The organism is Pantoea sp. SORGH_AS_0659, assembly GCF_031453915.1.
GTDB classification, from domain to species: Bacteria; Pseudomonadota; Gammaproteobacteria; order Enterobacterales; family Enterobacteriaceae; genus Pantoea; species Pantoea leporis.
This window is the reverse complement of record NZ_JAVJAK010000001.1, coordinates 1,280,945-1,295,438: the sequence shown is the minus strand read 5'-3', so window position 1 is coordinate 1,295,438 and position 14,494 is coordinate 1,280,945. Positions and strand designations below refer to the sequence as shown.

Annotated in this window: 17 protein-coding genes and 1 tRNA gene; 7 read left to right on the top strand and 11 right to left on the bottom strand. The window is 54.5% G+C overall.

Features of this window, described 5'->3' with window-relative positions:
* Window positions 1–27: 27 nt before the first annotated feature.
* Entirely contained in the window at window positions 28–687 is a 660-nt protein-coding gene (ccmB, locus tag Q3H59_RS06145; RefSeq protein WP_192411449.1) for a heme exporter protein CcmB, read from the bottom strand.
* The gene (gene ccmA, locus Q3H59_RS06140) at window positions 687–1,301 is read right to left on the bottom strand and encodes a cytochrome c biogenesis heme-transporting ATPase CcmA (protein ID WP_192411448.1); all 615 of its coding nucleotides are present in this window, start codon (window positions 1,299–1,301) and stop codon (window positions 687–689) included. Before ccmA ends, ccmB begins: the two co-directional genes overlap by 1 nt.
* Window positions 1,302–1,544: 243 nt before the next feature.
* Between ccmA and Q3H59_RS06135 the strand changes: the two genes are divergently transcribed.
* Entirely contained in the window at window positions 1,545–2,459 is a 915-nt protein-coding gene (locus Q3H59_RS06135) for a formate/nitrite transporter family protein (protein ID WP_137386225.1), read from the top strand.
* Between the two features lie 87 nt (window positions 2,460–2,546).
* Window positions 2,547–2,621 (top strand) — tRNA-Arg (locus Q3H59_RS06130).
* Between the two features lie 20 nt (window positions 2,622–2,641).
* On the opposite strand, the gene Q3H59_RS06125 is transcribed toward Q3H59_RS06130, so the two are convergent.
* From Q3H59_RS06125 to Q3H59_RS06115, 3 genes are all read right to left on the bottom strand, one after another.
* A complete protein-coding gene (locus Q3H59_RS06125) occupies window positions 2,642–2,851 on the bottom strand; it encodes a hypothetical protein (protein WP_192411441.1) in 210 nt (69 codons plus the stop codon).
* Window positions 2,852–2,876: 25 nt separating this feature from the next.
* A complete protein-coding gene (locus Q3H59_RS06120; RefSeq protein WP_137386900.1) occupies window positions 2,877–3,107 on the bottom strand; it encodes a hypothetical protein in 231 nt (76 codons plus the stop codon).
* A gap of 187 nt (window positions 3,108–3,294) precedes the next feature.
* The gene (locus Q3H59_RS06115) at window positions 3,295–4,164 is read right to left on the bottom strand and encodes an AraC family transcriptional regulator (protein WP_277973918.1); all 870 of its coding nucleotides are present in this window, start codon (window positions 4,162–4,164) and stop codon (window positions 3,295–3,297) included.
* A gap of 180 nt (window positions 4,165–4,344) precedes the next feature.
* On the opposite strand from Q3H59_RS06115, the gene Q3H59_RS06110 reads away from it, so the two are divergent.
* Window positions 4,345–5,244: an EamA family transporter gene (locus Q3H59_RS06110; protein WP_309833806.1), complete on the top strand. Its 900-nt coding sequence runs from the start codon at window positions 4,345–4,347 to the stop codon at window positions 5,242–5,244.
* 38 nt (window positions 5,245–5,282) lie between these two features.
* On the opposite strand, the gene Q3H59_RS06105 is transcribed toward Q3H59_RS06110, so the two are convergent.
* Window positions 5,283–5,522, bottom strand: coding sequence for a hypothetical protein (locus Q3H59_RS06105; protein WP_008101313.1), 240 nt, complete (start codon window positions 5,520–5,522; stop codon window positions 5,283–5,285).
* A 269-nt stretch (window positions 5,523–5,791) separates the two neighbouring features.
* Here Q3H59_RS06105 and Q3H59_RS06100 point away from each other — a divergent pair, with 269 nt between their 5' ends.
* Window positions 5,792–7,009: an MFS transporter gene (locus Q3H59_RS06100; protein ID WP_309833803.1), complete on the top strand. Its 1,218-nt coding sequence runs from the start codon at window positions 5,792–5,794 to the stop codon at window positions 7,007–7,009.
* 515 nt (window positions 7,010–7,524) lie between these two features.
* Here Q3H59_RS06100 and Q3H59_RS06095 read toward each other — a convergent pair.
* From Q3H59_RS06095 to Q3H59_RS06080, 4 genes are all read right to left on the bottom strand, one after another.
* Window positions 7,525–7,806, bottom strand: coding sequence for a membrane lipoprotein lipid attachment site-containing protein (locus tag Q3H59_RS06095; protein WP_008101319.1), 282 nt, complete (start codon window positions 7,804–7,806; stop codon window positions 7,525–7,527).
* Window positions 7,807–8,057: 251 nt separating this feature from the next.
* On the bottom strand, window positions 8,058–8,861 hold the full coding sequence (locus Q3H59_RS06090; protein ID WP_101763603.1) for a hypothetical protein: 804 nt from the start codon (window positions 8,859–8,861) through the stop codon (window positions 8,058–8,060).
* Between the two features lie 9 nt (window positions 8,862–8,870).
* On the bottom strand, window positions 8,871–9,323 hold the full coding sequence (locus Q3H59_RS06085; protein ID WP_309833799.1) for a universal stress protein: 453 nt from the start codon (window positions 9,321–9,323) through the stop codon (window positions 8,871–8,873).
* A 7-nt stretch (window positions 9,324–9,330) separates the two neighbouring features.
* The gene (locus tag Q3H59_RS06080; RefSeq protein WP_210081308.1) at window positions 9,331–10,116 is read right to left on the bottom strand and encodes an IclR family transcriptional regulator; all 786 of its coding nucleotides are present in this window, start codon (window positions 10,114–10,116) and stop codon (window positions 9,331–9,333) included.
* Between the two features lie 150 nt (window positions 10,117–10,266).
* Between Q3H59_RS06080 and Q3H59_RS06075 the strand changes: the two genes are divergently transcribed.
* From Q3H59_RS06075 to ypdK, 3 genes are all read left to right on the top strand, one after another.
* The gene (locus Q3H59_RS06075; protein ID WP_309833796.1) at window positions 10,267–11,868 is read left to right on the top strand and encodes an MFS transporter; all 1,602 of its coding nucleotides are present in this window, start codon (window positions 10,267–10,269) and stop codon (window positions 11,866–11,868) included.
* A gap of 5 nt (window positions 11,869–11,873) precedes the next feature.
* Window positions 11,874–12,902: an HlyD family secretion protein gene (locus Q3H59_RS06070; RefSeq protein WP_101763599.1), complete on the top strand. Its 1,029-nt coding sequence runs from the start codon at window positions 11,874–11,876 to the stop codon at window positions 12,900–12,902.
* A 202-nt stretch (window positions 12,903–13,104) separates the two neighbouring features.
* Entirely contained in the window at window positions 13,105–13,176 is a 72-nt protein-coding gene (ypdK, locus tag Q3H59_RS06065; protein WP_099686956.1) for a membrane protein YpdK, read from the top strand.
* A 41-nt stretch (window positions 13,177–13,217) separates the two neighbouring features.
* Here ypdK and alaC read toward each other — a convergent pair whose 3' ends face one another.
* The gene (gene alaC / locus Q3H59_RS06060) at window positions 13,218–14,456 is read right to left on the bottom strand and encodes an alanine transaminase (protein WP_008101332.1); all 1,239 of its coding nucleotides are present in this window, start codon (window positions 14,454–14,456) and stop codon (window positions 13,218–13,220) included.
* Window positions 14,457–14,494 lie beyond the last annotated feature (38 nt).

Below are 14,494 nucleotides of genomic sequence, written 5' to 3'. Positions count from 1 at the left end.
ATTTCGACCGCTCTGGGGCGGCACGAATTAATGCAGACTGATACGCAAGGCCGCTGCCGTCGCGAACGGCGACAGCGTTGCGCTTACCGCCAGCATCGCGCCAAGAATCGCCAGATAACCCCCGATCGGCAATCCCATTGCGGCGGCATCAATCGCCGCGCTGGCAAATATCAAAACCGGTATCGACAACGGCAATACCAGCAAACTCAGTAATACGCCGCCGCGCCGCAACCCAACGGTTAATCCGGTACCAATCGCGCCGAGAAAACTCAGCGTTGGCGTGCCAAGTAATAACGTCAATGCCATCGCGCGCCAGCCGGCAAAATCCAGCGACAGCAACAATGCCGCCAGCGGCGACAATAAAATCAGCGGTAGCCCGGTAATCAGCCAGTGCGCAATCACTTTGCCCAGCACCGTGATCGGCAGCGGCGTCGGCAACAGAAGTAGTTGCTCAAGCGAACCATCAAGAAAATCGTCACGAAACAGCCGTTCCAGCGCCAGCAATGAGGCGAGTAACGCGGCAACCCACGCCACGCCCGGCGCAATCCGCGCCAGCTGCTGTGGCTCCGGTCCGATACCTAACGGAAACAGCGTGATAACAATCAGGAAAAACCACAGCGGATTGATCACTTCCCCGCCGCTACGAAAGGCGATTTTTAATTCACGCTGAATGACCCGGCCTAACATCAAGCCCACTCCGAAGTAAGACGAATTTTACGCACGCGCGCGCTGTGATCGGGCAGATCCTGATGCGTGGTCAGAATCACCGCTCCGCCGTTATCGGCATGGCTGACGAATCGCGCCATTAATTTTTCCACACCGCCTTTATCGATGGCGGTTAAGGGTTCATCGAGGATCCATATCGACGCTGGGCTAAGCCATAAGCGTGCTAATGCCACGCGCCGCTGCTGTCCGGCGGAGAGTTGTGCCACCGGCACCTCTTCAAAACCCAGCAGATCGACCTGCTCGAGCGCAGCAAAAATCGCGTCTTCTTTGCTGCTACCGTGCCAGAAATGCAGGTTCTCCAGCGGTGAGAGTACCGATTTCACGCCGGGGTGATGGCCAAGATAGAGCAGATTTTGTTGCCATACTTCGCGCTGTTGACGAAGGGGCTGTGACTGCCACGTTACGTCGCCCTCTTCCGCCCGGCTTAATCCGGCCAGCAGGCGCAACAGCGAAGTTTTCCCGGCTCCGTTTGGCCCTTCAATTTGCACAATGTCACCCGGTTGCACGCGGAAGCTCAACCCATGAAACAAGGTTCGCTCATCACGAACGCATGAGAGATTAATGACTTCGAGCATAGAAGGGAGAATCGCGGCAATGAATGAGGCGGGGATAATACCACATTGAATCTGTGGGCCGAAGTCTGTGAGCTGGCTCCCACTTACCCCAAATGGGGTATTCGTGCGCCCCAGATCAACAAATTGCTCAAAAATCCAACTCAGTTAAAATTTCGTTACTCTTAATTTGAATCTTCGTAACAAATCGACCTTGCAAAAACCAGCTACGCTTATGACGCAATGGCATTATCACCTGAGGAAAACATGAAACAATCACCATCGATTTCAAACAGTGACAACGATGTAGAGAGTGATGAGAAGGAGCAAGGCAAGGAGATAGAAGTCGATGAAGATGCCCTGCCCTCGCAGGCTGCGGCGATTCATGAAGAGATACGCCAGGATGGGGAAAAAGAACTCGAGCGTGACGGCATGGCGCTGCTCTGGTCCGCGGTTGCGGCGGGACTGTCAATGAGCGCTTCGCTGATGGCGAAAGGCATTTTTCAGGTCCATCTTAAAGGCGTGCCGGGCGCATTTTTACTGGAAAATTTGGGTTATACCTTTGGCTTTGTCATCGTGATTATGGCGCGCCAGCAACTGTTTACCGAGAATACCGTTACCGCCGTTTTGCCGGTGATGCACAAACCGACCGGCAGCAACTTTGCGCTGCTGTTACGGCTCTGGTGCGTGGTGCTGCTCGGCAATCTGATTGGCACTGCATTGGGGGCGCTGGCCTTTAATCATATGCCAATATTCGACGATGCGACGCGTCAGGCCTTTACCGCCATCAGTGAAAAAGTGATGGTGAACTCCCCAAGCGAAATGTTCGCTAATGCGGTGATATCAGGCTGGATTATCGCCACCATGGTATGGATGTTCCCGTATGCGGGTGGCGCAAAGATTGTAGTGATTGTGATGATGACCTGGCTGGTGGCGTTAGGTGATTTAGCGCATATCGTGGTCGGTTCAGTCGAGGTGCTGTATCTGGTGTTTGCGGGCACGCTGCCGTGGTACGAATTCTTTTGGCCATTTGCCTTGCCTACGCTGCTTGGCAACATCACGGGCGGTACGCTGATATTTGCGTTGATCAGCCATGCGCAGATTCGTAACGATATGAGTGAAGCGGCGAAAGCCAAAGCGCGTGCGGAACAGAAGCGGAAAGAGAAGCAAAAACAGGCGTAAGCCTGGTCTTAAATTGCTGATAGATTGAGCAAACAACCGCTGCATAGTTAAAATCAGGTTCGCGGTGCGCTATACTGCGCGCCCGGCGTCTCCTTAGTTAAATGGATATAACGAGCCCCTCCTAAGGGCTAGTTGCAGGTTCGATTCCTGCAGGGGACACCAGATTTTCATCGTTCTCCCGCCTAAAACAGCCATCTCGCCAGAGCAAGTGTCAGTCCAGCGGTGCTCATTATTCCCGCCACAATCCATTTCGTTTGTTGATTTATCGCCTGATGAAGATCGCTTTTAGTGGCGTAGTTCGATTTAATCTCCGCAATATCCGTTTTCATCAGCGCCATATCGGTTTTGATATCGTCGATATCCGCTTCAAGCTTTGAAACGCGCTTTTCCATGTTCACTCCTTGATCATCAATTCACTCAAAACAACCAGCGAGCCAGTGCCAGCGTCATACCTGCGGTACTCAGCATCCCCGCGACTATCCATTTTGTCTGTTTGCTCAACTCCTGATGAATTCTCCCAATATCCTGATGCACTTTGCCGATCTCCTGATAAAGATCGCTTTTGGTGACGTAATTCGATTTGATCACCGCGATATCCATTTTCATTTCATGAATATCCGCTTCCAGCTTTGACACGCGCTTTTCCATAATTATGGCTTCTCGTAACTTGTTATTTTAATCAATGGGATAGATTGAATTTCCTGCAAAGCATCCTACTCCGAAATCCATCGAAAAAATGCCTCACTGAGTGTGAGAATGCCTAATTGAGAGGTGTGTTCAGAAAAAAACAGGGGTTCTTGCAGCCGATTACAACGTTTTAAAAGTGAGATCGTAATTAGACGTGATCTTGGCGCCATGCCGATGGCGTCACGCCATGCAGCTGACGGAAGCGGTTACTGAAGTGACTCGAGGAGTGAAAACCGCAGCGCAATGCGATTTCTGTTAGCGGTAAACGGCTGAATTTCAGCAACTGCAGCGCCGCATCCATGCGGCGGCGCATCACATATTGATGCGGGGCCTCGCCAACGCTGCTGCGGAACATGCGGGCAAAATGGTATTCGCTCAGCGCCGCTTCAGCTGCCAGTTGCGCCAGCGTTAATGGCTGATCGAGCTGCGCATCAATATACGCCATGACTCGCCGCAACACGGCGGGCGCCAGTCCGCCACGCACCTGCGGCGCTTGCCATTGCACATCGCTGTAGCGTTGCAGCAGATGCGTCATCAGCAACGTTGATGCACTGCTGAGCATCAATTGGTTCGCTGGCTGTTGCCAGTCGGTGCTCAGCAAGAAGTGGCGATAAAGTTGGGTGATGCGATCGTCCGCCGCGAAGATCTTTTCATGCAGATTGAGCCGCGACGGACTGCGATCCCAAATCTGCTCGCCCAAATGCCGCAGATGTTCGTCGGTGCAATAGAGATGCACAAACGACAAATCGGCGCGAATATCCCACACCGATTCTACCCCGCTGGGCATCAGGCAAAAGCGATCCGGGCCGCCGCCGTTGCGCCAGCCGTTTTGGGTTTTATGCCAGGTTTCATAGCCGTCGGCGGTATACAGGCTCAGCGTATGATGATCGCTAAGATTGGTGACGCGATCGCCGCTGTTAAACCAGGCCGCCAGCTTAATGCCGCTCGACAACTGCACACTGTCGCGCAGCTGCGCTTTGTGGCGCTGCAGCATGTTGAAGGTCTGGTAATCGGCCATGGTTCATATCACTCGAAGTTCATGAGCGCCCAGTGTACGGATCTCCGCAGACAGAAAACAGGTCACAGCCGGACACAGAAGTAAAAAGCGCAAGATTTTGCAATTGCCGCGCAAAAACGTGCAAGCCGCAGGTTGCTTTTCACGCCACACTGCGGGCCAGATTATGTCGGAGAGTGCGCTATGAATGTGATGTTATACCTTGCCGTGGTGATGATTTGGGGAACCACCTGGATTGCCATTTTCCTGCAGCAGGAAGCGGGCGATACGCCCGTTTTAGTGGCGGTATTTTGGCGTTTCTTACTGGCGTCGCTGGTGATGCTGGTGATCCTTAAACTGTTGCGTCGCCTGCGAATACTGGATAAACGCGATCATCTGTTTTGTCTGCTGCAGGGCTGCTGCGTGTTTGGCTTCAACTTTGTCTGCTTCTATCATGCTGCCGCGTGGATCAGCAGCGGACTCGAGTCGGTGATTTTCTCGATGGCCGTGCTGTATAACGCGCTTAACAGCTGGATCTTCTTCCGTCAGCGCCCATCGTTTCGCCTGTTGCCAGCGGCGGTGCTTGGCCTGGGCGGTATTGTCGCACTGTTCTGGAATGATATTCAGGCGGCGCATCCGGCTCCACAGTTGCTGTGGGGCGTGGGCCTCAGCGCGCTTGGCACGCTGGGCTTCTCCTTCGGCAATATGATTTCGCTGCGCCATCAACGCCGTCAGCGTGATGTGTTGACCACCAATAGCTACGCGATGCTGTATGGCGCTTTGGTGATGGCCGCACTGGCATTAATCAACGGCGATTCGCTGGCGCCAGCGCTGAATATGCAGTGGTTAGGCGCGATGAGCTACCTGGCGATATTTGGTTCGGTCGTGGGATTTGGGGCCTACTTCACGCTGGTGGGCCGTATTGGTGCCAGTCAGGCCGCTTACAGTACTTTGCTGTTCCCGCTGGTGGCGCTAACGCTCTCCACGCTTTATGAAGGTTATCACTGGCATAGTAATGCGATTATCGGATTGGTGATGATTCTGGCGGGGAACATGGTGATGTTTGTACGCTGGCCGACGATGGGCCGATTACGGACTGCATAAATAACGAGAGCGGGCATTGCGCCCGCTCTTTTGTTCCTCTAGCGCCAGCCCTGAACGCCGATATTGAGCTGGTGAGGTTTAGTTATGGCTTTTCTGGCAATCCAGTAAAGCAGGACGCGTTCATCATCTTTGTCGCGGTCGGCCATTGCCAGTAATTTCAACGACAACGTGGATTTATTCACTGGTTGATGCTCATCGCTTAACTCGATCACCGCCTGACCGATAATGCAGCAAACCTCATCCTCATTTGACGCGGATTCATATGTTCGGTCTTTCATATTTCCTCCTTTTGAATGAATTTTAAGCCTGGCAAACATCCACAACTTTGCAGGCGATATGGCGTGATCGATACAAACACTTACAGATGGTTACCCGTAGCAACCGCTACGGCTTAAATGACATCACTTACTGTCATCACAATGTCATTCATACCCGCTTTACTGCATTTCGTTCCACCATCCGGTTCATTCACGCCTCTGCATCCCCCGCACGCGCGAGAGCAATTTATTATCTCCACAGATTCCGCTTTCTCGAGTGAGAGATAAAAATGACAACAGCAACCCCCGCGAATGACCAACGTACCCGCATGCTCACCCTTATCGGCACTATTATCACCCAGTTCGCTTTGGGCTCGGTTTATACATGGAGCCTGTTTAACGGCCCGCTGGCAAATAAGCTGAATGCGCCGATCAGTGAAGTGGCTTTCTCGTTCGGTTTACTCAGTCTTGGCCTGGCGATTGCGTCATCGCTTGCCGGGAAATTGCAGGAGCGCTTTGGCGTGCGCAACGTCACCATCGGTGCGGGCATGCTGATGGCGGTAGGTTTCTGGCTGACCGCGCATGCCGATAATCTGATGATGCTCTACCTCAGCGCGGGGATTCTGGTGGGATTGGCCGATGGCGCCGGTTATCTGATGACGCTCTCTAACTGCGTGAAGTGGTTCCCGGAGCGCAAAGGGCTCATTTCCGCCTGCTCGATTGGTGCGTACGGTTTGGGTAGCCTCGGCTTTAAATTCATCTGCGGCGCACTGCTGAGCGCACAAGGTCTGGAGAATACCTTCATGATCTGGGGCGTGCTGGCGATGAGCATGATCATTGTCGGCGCGTTGCTGATGCGTGACGCACCGATGCAGAAGAACAGAAGTAATACGCAGCTGGAAGCCAAAGATTACACGCTGGCGCAATCGGTGCGTTTACCGCAGTACTGGATGCTGGCGCTGATGTTCCTCACTGCCTGCATGAGCGGCCTGTACGTGATTGGCGTGGCGAAAGATATCGGTGAAGGCATGGTGCATCTGAGCGCGCAAACCGCCGCCAATGCGGTCACGGTGATTGCAATTGCCAACCTCAGCGGCCGTCTGATTCTTGGCGTGCTCTCGGATAAAATGGCGCGCATCCGCGTGATTACGCTGGCGCAAATCGTCTCGCTGCTGGGCATGAGCATTTTGCTGTTCACCCATATGAGTGAATCGACCTTCTTCCTCTCCTTAGCTTGCGTGGCCTTCAGCTTCGGCGGCACCATTACCGTGTTCCCATCGCTGGTCAGCGATTTCTTTGGCCTGAACAACCTGACCAAAAACTATGGTCTGATTTACCTGGGCTTCGGTATCGGCAGCGTGCTGGGTTCGCTGGTTGCTTCCGCCTTTGGCGGCTTCACCGTCACCTTCAGCCTGATTATGACCTTGCTGGTGATTTCGCTGGTGTTGTCGCTGAGCATCCGTCTGCCAAATCGCCAAAACGTGGCAGAACCTTTACTGCATAATTAAGTTCGCTGGGATGCCGCACGAATATGCGGTATCCCATTTCTCCACAATTGATCCACAATAAAACGTTAATTGAGAACCACTATTATTAAGCCTTGCCTTTCGGAGTAATCTCGTTATTATTATCAGGCATTCAGCTTATTCCGATTGGTTTATTTTACACCGCGACTTTTTTAGCATTTAATTGACACACTCCGTAATACATTCCGTAATAACTCTACATTTCCTGCATCTTCACTCCACTATTCCCCTGTAATCTGGCGTCATTGGAACAGAGGAGGACTCTCCATGAAGAAAGTGATTAAGCTTGCATCGGTTGTAGCCATTATGACGATGTTGAGTGGCTGTATTATCGATCATCATCGTGGAGGCGGCGGCCCAGGCTGGGGCCATCATGGTGGTGGCGGCGGCTGGCATCATGGGCACGGCGGTCATGGACACCGCAGATAGTTGGGCAAAGCACACACAGCAAATAATAAGAAAATAAAAAGGGCGGGAAATTATCCCGCCCTATTTTTTTAGCTTTTTACCGCGTAATTACATTGATACCAGGCTTTCTTAAGTCCGGGCAAATGGCTATTTTGCGACGGCAGTGATTCCACCTTATCAAATCCACGCTGGCTGCAATAATTCGCAAGGTCGATCTCCATTGCGTCTTTATTCAGCGTGTGCGGATCGTAACGATACTGCACGGTATTTGAGCTGGTATCTTCATCAACACGCTCAAATCCTCCTGGTTTGCTGACGCTACAACCCGCCAACATAAAAAGCGCCAATGCGCTAATAAGCATTTTTTTCATTAGGGTTTCCTCTTGAGCGTTGCAGTCTAAAAGGCAACGCCGCGCTTATCTATAGGAATAAAGCGCGAAATGTCCGGGATTAGTGAAGCTTTCGCCAATCAAATCGATAAAACCAAACGGTTTCACTTATCAAGGTAAGGGTGCGATTATCTGTTCAGACAAAACGAAGTCTGCACCACACCAGGTGAATTAATAATAAACATACTGATAATGACCTTCATGCCCGCGCTGAGCGGGCTTTTTTTTGCCTGCTAACCGGTAAGGCTGACCATCTTACGTAAAAGATTGGCCGCTTGTTTGTCAGGCAATGCGAGAATGCCGCTATAGAGATCAATCGACATCGCGCACATTGCGCCGCGATCAACCGCGGTATCCGCCGGCATATTCAGCTGTTGCAGCCGATCGCCCCACTTGCCATACAGTTTTTCCACCACGCTTTGTAAATCGCGCTGCGCCGCAGCCTGATCCAGCGGCTGTTCATTGCCGGTACTTTGCTGCAACAGCGTTTCGAGTGCTTGCGCATCGCGCTGATTCAGTTCCGGTGACAACACCTGTTGCAAATTGACGCCGCCATTCACCTGCGGATAGAGGAAACGGAAGCAGCGCTGCGGTTCCTGCTGCTGCAACGCCCGCATCTCCTCGACCGAGACGCGGATGTAATCAATGATCGCCGCATCGCTGGCGCGCGTCAGACGCTGATTAACCAGATCCATCAACCAGCCGCGCATATCCCCCAGCGCCTGATTGGCGGGCACACCTTCCAGCCGTTTATGCAGCAGCTCGCGATTAAGCAACTGCCACAATGCAGGTTCCTGAATTTTTAGCAGACGATAACCGGGCGCAAGGCTGAGTTGGGTTGCGACCTCTTCCATCAGCGCCTGCCGCTCCTGACGTGGATGAAGCCAGCTGAACCACAGTAAATTCGCCAGTATTAGCGGCAAGATAAACAACAGAACGCCTTGCCACAGTCGCAGCGAGGTGGTGCGCACCAGCAGAATAATAATGATCGCCAGCAGCGCGAACGCCGCTAGCGTAATCGGAAAAAGCGAGAGCATCGAGCGGGGTTAATCCTTACGTACATCAATTAAAACGGGGCAATTGGCGCGTTCAATCACCGCAGCGCTGACCGAACCTTTCAGCAGACGATTAAACGGCGACAGATGACGGCGTCCCATGATGATCATGCTGGCATGCAAAAGTGTGGATTGCGCCACAATGGTTTCCGCCGCTTCCCCCGCCAGAATCAAACCCTTTGCCGCCACGCCCGCACGCAAAAGCGGCGCCAGCGCGTAGCGCACCACCATTTCGGCGGTGTTCTGTTCATCTTTCGCCGCCACAAAATCATCCGGATCTTCACCGGCATCAATCTCTATCGGTTGATTACAGGAGGAGTATGCGGGATCAACGCAGCACAGCACCGTGACCTGTGCCTGATGCGCCAGCGCTTGTTCAATGGTCAACGCAATCACTTTTTCCGCCACCGGAGAGTTATCGATGGCCATCAGCAAAGTTTTCATCAGTTGGTTATCCTTCCACAGCGGTCATTTTGCCAATTTCACGAATCAAGGCGTCTTTGCACTTGATGATTTGCTCACGATAATGCGCTTCCTGCTTATGAAAACGCGCGGTCGGCACCAGTAATGAGATGGAGAAGCGGCCAAACAGCGTATCAATGGCGACCGCCATGGTCGAAATGCCCTCCAGCGTCTCACCGCGATCGATCGCCAATCCGCTGGCGCGTACCTCGGCAATCAGCTCCAGCAATTGCGGCAGCGTTTTCACCGTCATCTCGGTTAACTCTTTATAGGCTTCGCCCACCATCACGCGCACATCTTCATCGCTCTCCAGCGCCAGCAACGCGCGGCCGCCCGATGTGCTGTAAAGCGGCAAATTCAGCCCGATGCGCGGCACCACGCGCAGTTCGCGCGAGGCCACCACATAATGCACGATCGCCAGCTGCGTGCCGCTGGCCCGCGCCAGCGATACCGTTTCATTAATATCGGCAGAGAGTTGTTCGAGGAATGGACGCACGATTTCCACCACGTCGCTGTGCACGCTGGAGATCAGCTTGAGCAGCGCCGGACCGAGACGTAACCCGCCAGCACCGCTGCTGCGCACCAGCTGTGCACTGTCCAGCGCACCAATAATGCGCTGCACCGTCGAGCGTGGCAGATCAACCACCTGCGCAATTTCACCCAAACTCATGCCGCCGGGATGTTCACCCAGCGCATTCAGAATTTTTGCCGCACGCGCGATGACCTGAATGCCACCCGCTTTTTCATCCTCACGGCTTGAGGGAAGTTCAACCATGATGCGTTCCTTTTTGGCCTGCCCTACTTTAACGCGAATGATCGCACTTTTACACCCTGTATCACATTGCAATACAGCATATCGATATGTAAGATGCCACCTGTATCACATCGCAATACACTGCACCAACATTATAACGAGAAGCCTGCTATGAACGCCCAGCCCATTGCGGCTCCGGCCCCCCATCCGTTTACTCTGCGCCTGGCGCTGGGATTGGTTGGCGTGCTGATTGCCGCGCTCACATCGGGATTAAACGATCGCGTCACCGATATCGCGTTAGCCGATATCCGCGCTGCCATCGGCATCAGTTACGATCAAGGCAGCTGGATCATCTCCGCGTATCAGGCCGCTGAAGTGGCGGCAATGATGATTGCGCCCTGGTTCGCCGTCACCTTTTCGCTGCGCCGCTTTGCGCTCACCGTCTCCGCTGGTTTTATGCTGAGCGGTCTGCTGCTGCCGCTGATGCCTAACGCCACGCTGTTTATCGCCTTGCGCGTGGTGCAGGGGTTATTTGGCGGCGCGCTGCCGCCAATGCTGATGACCGTTGCGCTGCGCTTTCTTCCGCCGCCGATCAAATTATACGGTTTAGCCGGATATGCGCTGACCGCCACCTTCGGTCCGAATATGGCCGCTTCGCTGGCGGCGTTCTGGACCGATGACGTCAGCTGGCTGTTTGTCTTCTGGCAAGTGGTGCCCGCCATGCTGATTGCCATGCTGCTGATTAGCTGGGGTTTGCCGCAGGATCCGCTGCGCCTTGAGCGTTTTAAACAGATCGACCTGTTCGGCATGCTGACCGGCTGCTCCGGTATGGCGCTGTTGATTCTGACGCTGACGCAGGGCGAACGACTCGACTGGCTCGAATCGCCGTTATTTTGCGGCCTATTATTCAGCGCGCTGGCGTTGCTGACTGTGTTCTTTATTAATGAATGGTTTCACCCGCTGCCGCTGTTCAAATTGCAGATGCTGGGGCGGCGCAATCTCGCGCACGGCTTGCTGGTGCTGGCGGGCGTGCTGATTCTGTCGCTGTCAGGTTCGGCGTTGCCGTCGGCCTATCTGGCGCAGGTACAAGGCTTCCGCACACTGCAGTTCGCCCCGCTGGCGTTGACCATCGGATTGCCGCAGTTGCTGATCGCGCCTTTTGTTGCCGCGCTGCTGAATATTCGCTGGGTGGATTGCCGCTGGATGTTGACGGCGGGCGTAGCGCTGTTGGTGACGTCCTGCCTGATGGGCATGCACATCACCACCGATTGGGCGCGGCAGAATTTCTGGCTGATTCAGATTTTGCAGGCGTTCGGCCAGCCCATGGTGATTTTGCCGGTGCTGATGAGTGCCACCAGCGTGGTTGCACCACCAGAAGGCCCCTTTGCCTCGGCGATGTTCAACACGGTGCGCGGTTTCTCCAGCATCGCCGCCAGCACGCTGGTGGAATGGTTTATCAGCCACCGTGAAAAATTCCACTCCAACGTGCTGGTCGATAGCGCCGCCAGCCGTTCATGGCTGATGACGGCGCCGAACAGCGCACAATCCAGCAGCAGCATGCCATTGCTGCCGGACGGCAGCGCCAGCAGCGCGGAGAACCTCAGCGGCTTCGCCACCTTGCTAAAACAGCAGGCGATGGTGCTGAGCCTGAGTGATTGCTACCAGATGCTGATTGCCTTCGCCGCCCTGCTTGTACTGTTAACCGCCTGGCTGCCAAAACGCGTCTGGCCACCACAAACACTGATTCAACCTGTTACGACGACGTCGAGATAATTGATATGCAAGCTTTTGCTTTGAAGAGAACGGTGCTGTTGAGCGCCTTATTACTGGTGTTATTAGCGATGGCTTTTTTTGTCTGGTCATCAATGACCGGCAACGATCACCGCACCACCGATGCCTACGTGAATGCCGATTACACGCTGGTTGCGCCGAAAGTTTCCGGCTACATCGCCAGCGTCAACGTGCAAGACAACCAGCGCGTAAAGGCCGGCGAACTGCTGGCGACACTCGACGATCGCGATTACCGCGTGGCGTTAGAGACCGCGCAGGCCAATTTGCAGGTCAGCGAGGCGAAGCGTTTGAGTAGCCAGGCGCAGCTGGAACAGCAGCAATCCACTATCGACCAGGCGAAGGCCACGTTAGCGGCGAGCCAGGCTTCCGCGCAGTACGCCGGACAAAGCGCTGCGCGTTACAACCAGCTGTATAAAAGTGGCACCATCGCCGCAGACGATCAGCAAAAAGCCAACTCAACGCAGCGCTCCGCCTCGGCTACCGTCCGCCAGAGCGAAGCGGCGCTAGCTTCCGCCGTCAAGCAAGTTGGCGTGCTACAAGCTGCGGTGCGTCAGGCCGCTGCCGATGTCGCTGCCGCGCAGGCCAGCGTCGATCAGGCGCAGCTCAATCTTTCCTACACGCGGATTGTGGCGCCGGTGGATGGCATGGTCGGTCAGCGTTCGGTGCGCCTCGGCGCCTACGTTAGCGCAGGCACGCGTTTGCTGGCGGTGGTGCCGCTGCAGCAAACCTATATCACCGCTAATTATCTGGAAACCCAGCTGGCGGATGTGCAGCAAGGGCAGAAAGTGAGCGTGAAGGTGGATGCCTTGCCAGGCAAGGTATTTAGCGGCCGCGTCGACAGCATTGCTCCGGCGACGGGCGCGACCTTTTCCGCCATTTCGCCGGACAACGCCACCGGCAATTACACCAAAGTGGTACAGCGTTTACCGGTGAAAATTGTGCTCGATGAGAACCAGCCGGATCTGGCAAAACTGCGCGTGGGAATGTCGGCGATACCGGAGATTGAGACCCGCTGAAAATGTGAGCAATATCTCAGAAGTGGCCTATTTATTTTTGGGACAAATCCGCGTAAATTAGCCCTCGATCCTGTTTCGGGCTTGCCTGGAGCGACCTGAGAAGAAAGCGTGTAGCGATGATGAACTCCACCTTTCTCTTATTCTGTTCGGGTTACGCGGGTTTGGGATCGCCCGCCGGGTAGCCGCTCAGAGGAGTTGTTTTGTGAGATACGCTTTGATGGGAATATCTTTCTTCCTGTTGCTTTGGGTCGGTACTTTTGTACTGATGCTGTAGAGCCGCCAGGCGGGGCGACGCTGAGTCGCCCCACTTAATGGTTATTCCTCTTCTTCTTCCAGCGCTTTCACCGTTCCCGGCAAAATGCCATCGGCACGGAACATCGATTTAATCCCCCGCACCGCCTGACGAATACGATCGCTGTTTTCAATCAGCGCGAAACGCACGTGGGTATCACCGTAATCACCGAAACCGATGCCCGGCGAGACGCACACTTTGGCTTCCTGCATCAGTAATTTGGCGAACTCCAGTGAGCCAAGATGCGCGTAGTGATCGGGAATTTTCGCCCAGACGTACATCGACGCCTTCGGCAGATCGACCATCCAGCCCGCTTCGTGCAGGCCTTTCACCAGCACATCGCGGCGGCGTTTGTATTGTTCAGCGATATCGCGCACGCACTGTTGATCGCCTTCCAGCGCCGCAATCGCCGCGACCTGCAGTGGCGTGAAGGTGCCGTAATCGTGATAACTTTTGATGCGTGCCAGCGCGGAGACCAGCTCTTTGTTACCGACCATAAAGCCGATGCGCCAGCCCGCCATGTTGTAGCTTTTCGAGAGGGTAAAGAATTCTACCGCCACATCACGCGCGCCTGGCACCTGCATAATCGACGGCGCTTTCCAGCCATCGTAGGTGATATCAGCGTAGGCGAGATCGTGGATGACCAGCACGTTGTACTGCTTCGCCAGCGCGATGACGCGCTCGAAGAAGTCGAGCTCAACGCATTGCGCTGTAGGGTTCGACGGGAAGCCGAGAATCATCATTTTCGGTTTGGGATAGCTTTCGCGAATCGCCCGCTCCAGCTCGTTGAAGAAATCAACGCCCGCTACCAGCGGAACAGAACGCACCTGCGCGCCGGCAATGACCGCGCCGTAAATGTGAATCGGATAGCTGGGGTTCGGCACCAGCACGGTGTCGCCGTGGTCGAGCGTGGCCAGCATCAAGTGCGCCAAACCCTCTTTGGAGCCGATGGTGACAATCGCTTCCGATTCCGGATCGATCTCCACCTGATAACGGTCTGCGTACCAGCGCGAAATCGCGCGACGCAAACGGGGAATACCTTTCGAGGTTGAGTAACCGTGCGTGTCTTCGCGCTGCGCCACCTGGCAGAGTTTTTCGACGATGTGCGGCGGCGTTGGGCCATCCGGATTGCCCATCGAAAAATCGATGATGTCTTCGCCGCGCCGACGCGCAGCCATCTTCAATTCAGCGGTAATGTTAAAAACATACGGGGGAAGGCGTTCAATACGCGAGAAACGACGGGGTGTGCTGTTATCAGCCATGATGTCCTCTGGTTTACGTAAGCGCCCGGACCGTCCGA